The sequence below is a fragment of the Methanosarcina sp. genome (assembly GCF_049706645.1).
Taxonomy (GTDB): Archaea; Halobacteriota; Methanosarcinia; order Methanosarcinales; family Methanosarcinaceae; genus Methanosarcina.
The window spans coordinates 21,249-27,742 of sequence record NZ_JBNAKP010000004.1 but is presented as its reverse complement, the minus strand read 5'-3'; the positions used below and the strand labels follow the sequence as shown (position 1 = coordinate 27,742).

Sequence of the window (6,494 nt, the reverse complement as noted above, 5' to 3'; positions counted from 1 at the left end):
AATGGAAAATAAATTCATTATCATCTGTACTTTTATTGGGGAAGCACTAGCACCACATCCAATTCACGAGATAGGGCTTATTAACCCTCGAAAAATGAATCATTTTTTGAGGACCCTATGTATATTACCATTGTCACAAATATAAAAGAAACAGAGTCTGAAATACACAAAACAAGGATTAAAACTTCTTATCTTCATCGATAATCTCACGAATAACCCTGCAAGGATTCCCAACGGCAACAACGCCAGGCGGAATATCTTTTGTCACAACACTTCCAGCGCCGATGACAGTATTATCTCCGATAGTTACCCCCGGCAGTACGATAACATTACCGCCTATCCATACATTGCTGCCGATTTTTATTGGATAAGCATACTCCAGTCCTGCGTTACGACGTTCTGCATCAAGCGGATGTCCAGCTGTATAGAAGCTACAGTATGGAGCGATCATCACATTATCACCAAAAACAACCTTTGCTCCGTCAAGGATGATACAGTTGTGATTTGCAAAGAAATTGCTGCCTATTTCGATGTTGTAACCGTAGTCGCATATAAATGGCGGCTCAACAAGAAAAGAGTCTCTGGTTTTGCCAAAAAGTTTCTGAATTAAAGCTGTCCTTTCCCCAATTTTTGCTGGGTGAAGCTGATTATATTCGTAGCAAAGTGCTTTACAATAAGCTCGTTCATCGATCAGCTCTTTGTCATAGTTTGCATTATATAATAACCCCTGGGCTGCTTTTTCTTTTTCAGTCATTTTGGTCATTGTTGTTTTCCTCTTAGTAAAATGGTAAACCTGTTTATTTAATTGCTCTTGAAGAGCTTAACTGTGAACGTAAAGTTACACAACTTAAAGAGAAATCTGACCACGAAGCAAGCAAGAATTGAAGCATTAGAAAAGAAGGTGTTTAAAGCCTTTAAATCCGAAAAAACGGATCATTAAGAGAGTGGGCCCGCTGAGATTCGAACTCAGGACTTCCGCCGTGTACTGTTGCCTTATAAAAATATACCACATTTACTTACCTTTTATCGACCAAATACATCTTATTCCTACATGTTCTGTAATGGTTAAGTAAACAAGCGACTTTCATAAAAGAGAATTGATAAAATTAACATTGCCAACCTTTCATTGATCTATTTGTCAAAAACTAAATCGAAAAAAAAGGTGCTGTTATATAGAATTATAATGTTCCATCTTATACTATGGTAGTTGGTGATAAATATGGAAGAGATAAAATGTAGAGAGCGCTTTGTTCCTTTATTCCCGTTCAGTGAACAGAATAAATCGGTAGTTATTGCAAAAGATCAAGTATTGATTAAAGATAGTAATAAGATTGATTTATTTACCCTCAATGCAGAAATTCGTCTTGATTTCCTTCCAAAACCTCGGATTCATATACATATTACCAACATAGATGAATTAGATTACGTTCATAGGGTAGAGTTATTCGCACTAATTTGCACACCAGAGCTATATTCATTAGAGCTAAAAAGTCACAAAAAAAATATTGAAGCATGGGTAACAACTTCAAATCCTAAGGAATACTCATTGATTTTCTCCCCGCCTTCTGAGCCAATAGTTGGACTTGGAGATGAGGATACCCAGATGCAATATGTTATTTTTCATTTATTTAATTTCAAAAAAATATGTGCAAATAAAGGAAAGTATTGTGAAGATGTCCACCTAGAAGCAGATAACTGGGTCATAGAACTCAAACCTTCGGGAAAATCTGAAATTAACTTTGAAAAATTAAAAAAAGAAGGTGGCTATTGTCTAACGCATGTAGGTCATTTACGGAAAAGAGATAATACTCTCATTTCAGGTAAAGAAGCTGCAGATATGCTCAACGCGCTATATTATTTTTTCTCTTTTGCAAAAGGAAACTGGTGTAATCCCGTATGTGCAGTAGGTGTTAACTCATCAGATAGGGTATGGGAATCATGGTCATCCCCAAAAGAATCTTGTTCCTCTGCAAAAGGATCATGGTTTGATGAACATCATTCTGAGCAGCTCGAAAATCTTTTACATGGTTTTATGAATCTTTGGGTTCCTGAAGATTGGAAGGAAACTCTTCAGAAGGTTATATATTGGTATATAATTTCTAACACTTCCAATATTGATGCTGGAGTAATCTTAACTCAGTCTGCACTTGAGAGGTTATATTCTGAGCATTTTAAAGCAAATTCAAGGGACATTAGTGCCGCAAAGAAATTGGAAGATCTTTTTTGTGATTTGAATATTCCTATAGACTTAACTGATAATACACCTAAGTTGAAAAAGTTAGCAGAAGATGTCAATGATCAAATAGATACAAAAAAACTAGACAAAAATACGAAATGGATTAATGCACCTATTGCTTTGACTAAAATGCGCAATTATTTGGTACATCCTAAAAACATATATGAGCCCTTAAAATTTGGTCCAGCCATCCATGACTCATGGAATCTGGGGCTGTGGTACCTTGAGCTTTCTTTGCTTAAAGAATGCGGATACTCAGAGCGATATCGTAATCGTTTAATTCCTGGGTGGGTAGGAGAGGTTGAAAAAGTTCCGTGGGAAATGTAAGTTACACGTCTACCAGATAATTTCGAAACCTGTTTATACATAAACGAGAATTTTTAGTAGCTCTGATGTGAGAGGGAATCCCTCTACAACTTCCTTATGTGTATAAATCATGAAATATTCTACTTGGAGGTATAATATGAAAGACGATATGCATCATATGGAAGTTATTATGATATGCATCACAATCATCATAGCTTTGCTACGCTGAGAAAATGCATTAAGGTGAACCCCACATCAGAGCCAACCTTTTTATTTGAGACTTATTACTAGATCTCACCATCATTTTTATAAAACATCTCGCGTACAGTTAAGCCAGATTACCTGAAGCATGGCAGATTAACTTCACACTCTCTGTGTATTTCTCCAGAATATATTTATGACACTAGAAAGCTCACATTAAGGACAACAAAATAAATGAATATATATTGTATGGATAAAGATTCTAAATAATGTACCAATACATAGCTCCCTCTTTTGAACTAGCAGTCTTCTCGTGTCCTCACTGTAATGCTATTGCTCACCAAGTATGGGATAAAGTTTATGTGTACAACGAGTACAGTGATCGATTTGACGTTCTTGATTTTGTATCAATAAGTTCTTGTGGAAATCCTAATTGTGGTGAGCGGTCTATTTGGTTTAAAGATAAACTTATGTACCCATGCTTATCTACAGCACCGCTCCCTTATGATGACATGCCATCAGATGTAAAGGAGGACTTTTTAGAAGCGAGAAATGTAGTTGAGATCTCCCCAAGATCAGCAGCAGCTTTGTTAAGGCTTGCATTACAAAAATTAATGAAGCATTTAGGTCAAGAGGGTGAGGATATTAACAAGGATATTGGGCAGCTGGTAAAAAAGGGATTACCTGTGAAGATTCAGGAAGCACTTGATTCTTTACGAGTTTATGGTAATGAAGCGGTTCACCCAGGAGAAATCGACTTAAAAGACGATAAAGAGACAGCTTTAAAATTATTTAAGCTACTGAATATTATTGTACATGACATGATAATTCAACCAAAAGAGATAGAGGAACTATTTAACCGCATCCCACCCTCAAAATTGGAAGGAATCAAAAATAGAGACAAAAAATAACCTTGATCATTTATGGCTCTAATACTTTTTAAGGACCTTTCAGTAATTACCAAAATCTCACAACAGCCTTTTTATTTCCTATTTTTTAGGAATAGCTTATCTTTAGCCTAGCTTAACATTATCTGTTATTATCTGGATCAGGAATATAAAGGTAATAACATTTCTATTTTGTCAAGTATTCCTATTGTATAAGCCGTGTTAGCTCTGAATATCTTAAATTTAAGTGTCAAATTGAACTTATATAGTCCTCAATTGAATCAATTTTTTCTGGTTTTATGGCATATTTTCCTTTAATCCACGTACAGATGTAAAAATTTACATTATAACCCCTTTCTAAATAATTCTCATTAATTAGTTTATATATAGCTTTGATATCTTTCTTAGATGTATAAAGTCCAAATATAATACCTTCCAAATCTTCTTTTCTAAACTTCTTCATTGTTCTTGTTTGTTCCCACTGAGGATTTGTGGGAAATAGCAGTAATCGCCATTCTTCCTCATATTTCCAATCAGAGTACTTTGTTATAAAAAAATTAATTGTGCGTTCATTCACACCCATTGTTATTAGGTTCACAGGTCCGGGAAATTTTCTTGTATACTTAACCTTATATAATGGCAAAAACTCAGAATCAAAATAGAAGCCTAGATTCTCTTCAAAATAGTCAGCTTTAAAACTGAGACAAATCCCTTGATGGTTCGAAGCATAATGAGCCCACATCAAGATACTATCATTCTTTCGGCTTAGACACAATGTTTGTGGCAAAAATGCATGTTGTAATGGGTAGTCCTTTGAAAGTTTGTCACACTTATCGGGAGGTACATAGGTGTTTCGTCTTGTTTTTTCAAGACCAAACTTTAGGATGTCCTGCAACTCGTTTCCACTTGCGCCTGTAAACCATTCCCATTCTTCCTTTGTTCCTTCAATGTGTATCCAAAAAGCACTATCAAAGGGATCATTATAATTTACAGGGGACGAAAAACAAAATTCATTATTTTGAATAAGATTTTTAGTATTTTTGTCTATAACTCGATATTTATAAAATGACGTTTCCTGACTTCCCTTTTTATTCATACTATTGCAAAATAAGATACTTCATAATAAAGATGTTGAATTTTTATTATATTGTGTTTAGTTTCCATGAAACCGAAATACAATAGTAAACCTTTGTATTTAATTTTCCCTTAATAAAGAGTTTGATGGTAATATTAGCATTGTACAACACAAAATAAAATCCGATTTAGAATTAAGAATCGAAGCATTAAAAGAAATATATAAAGTCTCTAAATCCTAAATACTGTTAGTGGACCCGCTGAGATTCGAACTCAGGACCTCAGCGATGTGAAGCTAGGGAACATTTGGCATATACACTGTAAAATTTGTGGAAATTCGTGAGAGTAAATTCTAAGCTTCCTATAGAGAATCAGTTTATTTTGAATTTATTTCTAATGACAAAAATAGATTAGTAAGTGAGTATCTACATGACATTAAAATTAAGTGCTTGATTTGTAACGCAAGGTATGAGCATTCAAAAGAAGAGAAGTTATAAAGAAAAGGAATGATTAAAAAACATTCTAATTAACGTTTCCTTTAAAATATAACCAGCTTTTTTAAGCATTGCATTGTGATTACACTTAGTAAATCCTTACTAACTTTACAATTATGATAAGTTGCCTTTCCCATATCAGGAGCTTCATGAAATACTTCCTTTCTAATTCCATAAATGCATCGTACAGCACACTTAATTACTTCTAAATCTCGCGTAGAATTTCTCAGTCCCTTTAGCTTTTGACTATAATTCGTTTTTCCATTTTGAGAACAAATGCCAAATGATTGTAACTGATCAAACAGATGAGGATAGGTATCGACTATTTTTTTAGCATCACTTTTCTCTAGTAGGCCATCAATTACGTTGTCAATTTTTTGTGCATCGTTATTTATTACCTGTATAGTGCTGACGGAAGAAAAAAGGTTATACAGACCATTAAAAGCAATCCAAGTCAGAATGAAACTTTTAATATCGTCATTTTGTTTTTCTGCTAAGATAATCCAATCTGCTAATCGAAAAACTTCATTTTCCTTTCCTTTGATTTTATTCTTGAACCCTAAATTCCAAAAATCACAACTTGCTTTTATCGAATCATCTTCGTCATAAATAGAACTTGTAGATGAAAATGTTACAGATAAAAGAGGATCGGCATCTAAACCTTTTATTCCAAGTATTTTAGTTTCAATAGGTTTAGCACTTCTTAAGTTAATCATTCTTCGAACCATTAATCTTTGTATTTCTAACTTGTGTTCATTGGCAATTTGATTTATATCATGCTCATAATTTGTTTTGGTTTCATAAAAGACATCAACATATGTTTTTTTATCTATTACCTCGAAATCGTATTTTCCAATTAATTCAGGATCATATAACGAAGGGATGATCTCAAACTTAACAAGCCATCTGTACATAGTTTACCGTTTCCATCAAAACTTTTAATCTTTTTCTTGATAATTTTTAATAAAGACAATTTGAGGGGATTAAATGTAATGGATATTGGCTACTAATTTTAAAACTAACCTTGCTCTAACTGCAATATAATCCATTACTATCATTTCTTAAAGAGCTATTGAATGTACGCACTGCCAAAATGGAAACTATTGTCAGAGATTTTCGAGAAAAATAATGTGATTGAGAATAATGAGATAAATATCTTTGAGCAAAGTCAAAGGGAACTAATTATCATGTTATTTTTTCGGTATAAATGCTTGGGCTACGGTATTTTAAAAAAGATTTCGTGAGATTTTGAGGGAGGCACAATATTTATTCCAATTACCCTTCTTCTATATGACC

5 protein-coding genes are annotated in these 6,494 nt (G+C 33.7%); 2 read left to right on the top strand and 3 right to left on the bottom strand.

Annotated elements, in window-relative coordinates:
- Positions 1 to 178: 178 nt before the first annotated feature.
- A complete protein-coding gene (locus tag ACPK8D_RS01210; protein WP_424716013.1) occupies positions 179 to 763 on the bottom strand; it encodes a sugar O-acetyltransferase in 585 nt (194 codons plus the stop codon).
- 456 nt (positions 764 to 1,219) lie between these two features.
- Between ACPK8D_RS01210 and ACPK8D_RS01205 the strand changes: the two genes are divergently transcribed.
- Both ACPK8D_RS01205 and ACPK8D_RS01200 read left to right on the top strand, forming a co-directional pair.
- Complete coding sequence (locus tag ACPK8D_RS01205) at positions 1,220 to 2,563, top strand: hypothetical protein (RefSeq protein WP_424716012.1); 1,344 nt, start codon at positions 1,220 to 1,222, stop codon at positions 2,561 to 2,563.
- A gap of 449 nt (positions 2,564 to 3,012) precedes the next feature.
- The gene (locus tag ACPK8D_RS01200; RefSeq protein WP_424716011.1) at positions 3,013 to 3,654 is read left to right on the top strand and encodes a DUF4145 domain-containing protein; all 642 of its coding nucleotides are present in this window, start codon (positions 3,013 to 3,015) and stop codon (positions 3,652 to 3,654) included.
- Positions 3,655 to 3,880: 226 nt separating this feature from the next.
- On the opposite strand, the gene ACPK8D_RS01195 is transcribed toward ACPK8D_RS01200, so the two are convergent.
- Both ACPK8D_RS01195 and ACPK8D_RS01190 read right to left on the bottom strand, forming a co-directional pair.
- Positions 3,881 to 4,726, bottom strand: a complete 846-nt coding sequence (locus tag ACPK8D_RS01195) for a DUF2971 domain-containing protein (protein ID WP_424716010.1) — start codon at positions 4,724 to 4,726, stop codon at positions 3,881 to 3,883.
- Between the two features lie 516 nt (positions 4,727 to 5,242).
- Positions 5,243 to 6,112, bottom strand: coding sequence for a hypothetical protein (locus ACPK8D_RS01190; protein ID WP_424716009.1), 870 nt, complete (start codon positions 6,110 to 6,112; stop codon positions 5,243 to 5,245).
- Positions 6,113 to 6,494 lie beyond the last annotated feature (382 nt).